1 protein-coding gene is annotated in these 685 nt (G+C 65.8%); it reads right to left on the reverse strand.

Annotation, left to right across the window (positions count from 1 at the left end; all coding sequences use genetic code 11):
* Positions 1-685 (reverse strand): cytochrome b (locus tag DW297_RS10320; protein WP_205828269.1); only part of this gene is annotated, 685 nt, incomplete at both ends.

Here is a 685-nt window from a genome sequence, read left to right on the forward strand (position 1 = left end):
GTGTGGATCACGCCCTCCATCGTGAGCATGAAGTGCGTGGCGATGAGGTCGGACGACGCCGCCGCCCACAGCACCGCATAGAAGAGGACGCCCGCGACACCGATCGCCGTGCGCGTGGCCGCGTTGCGCGGTCGTTCTGCGATGTGGTGCTCGCGCTTGTCGCCCGTGACCCACGCCTCGATGAACGGATAGAACAGCACGGTGAGGATGAACAGCCCCATCACGGCCACCGGCACGATGATGCCGAACGACCAGGTGCGGTCGAACAGCACCACGTCCCAGTTCGGCGGGGCGAGGCGCAGCGCACCGTCCGCGAAGCCGATGTACCAGTCCGGCTGCGTGCCCGCCGAGATGGGCGAGGGGTCGTACGGCCCGTACACCCAGAACGGCAGGATCTGGAAGAAGGTGCCCAGCAGCGCGATCACGCCGAACACGAGGAAGAAGAACCCGCCCATCTTCGCCGCGTAGACCGGCATGATCGGGTAGCCCACGACGTTCGCGTTCGTGCGGCCGGGGCCGGCGAACTGGGTGTGCTTGTTCACGATCATCAGGATCAGGTGAAGGGCGATCAGCGCGATGACGAGCATCGGCAGGATCAGGATGTGCAGCGTGTAGAGCCGTCCGATGATGTCGGTGCCGGGGAACTCGCCGCCGAAGAGGAGGAACGAGGTCCAGGTGCCGATCA

Origin of the sequence: Microbacterium sp. PF5, assembly GCF_004794315.1 — a bacterium.
Classification (GTDB): domain Bacteria; phylum Actinomycetota; class Actinomycetes; order Actinomycetales; family Microbacteriaceae; genus Microbacterium; species Microbacterium sufflavum.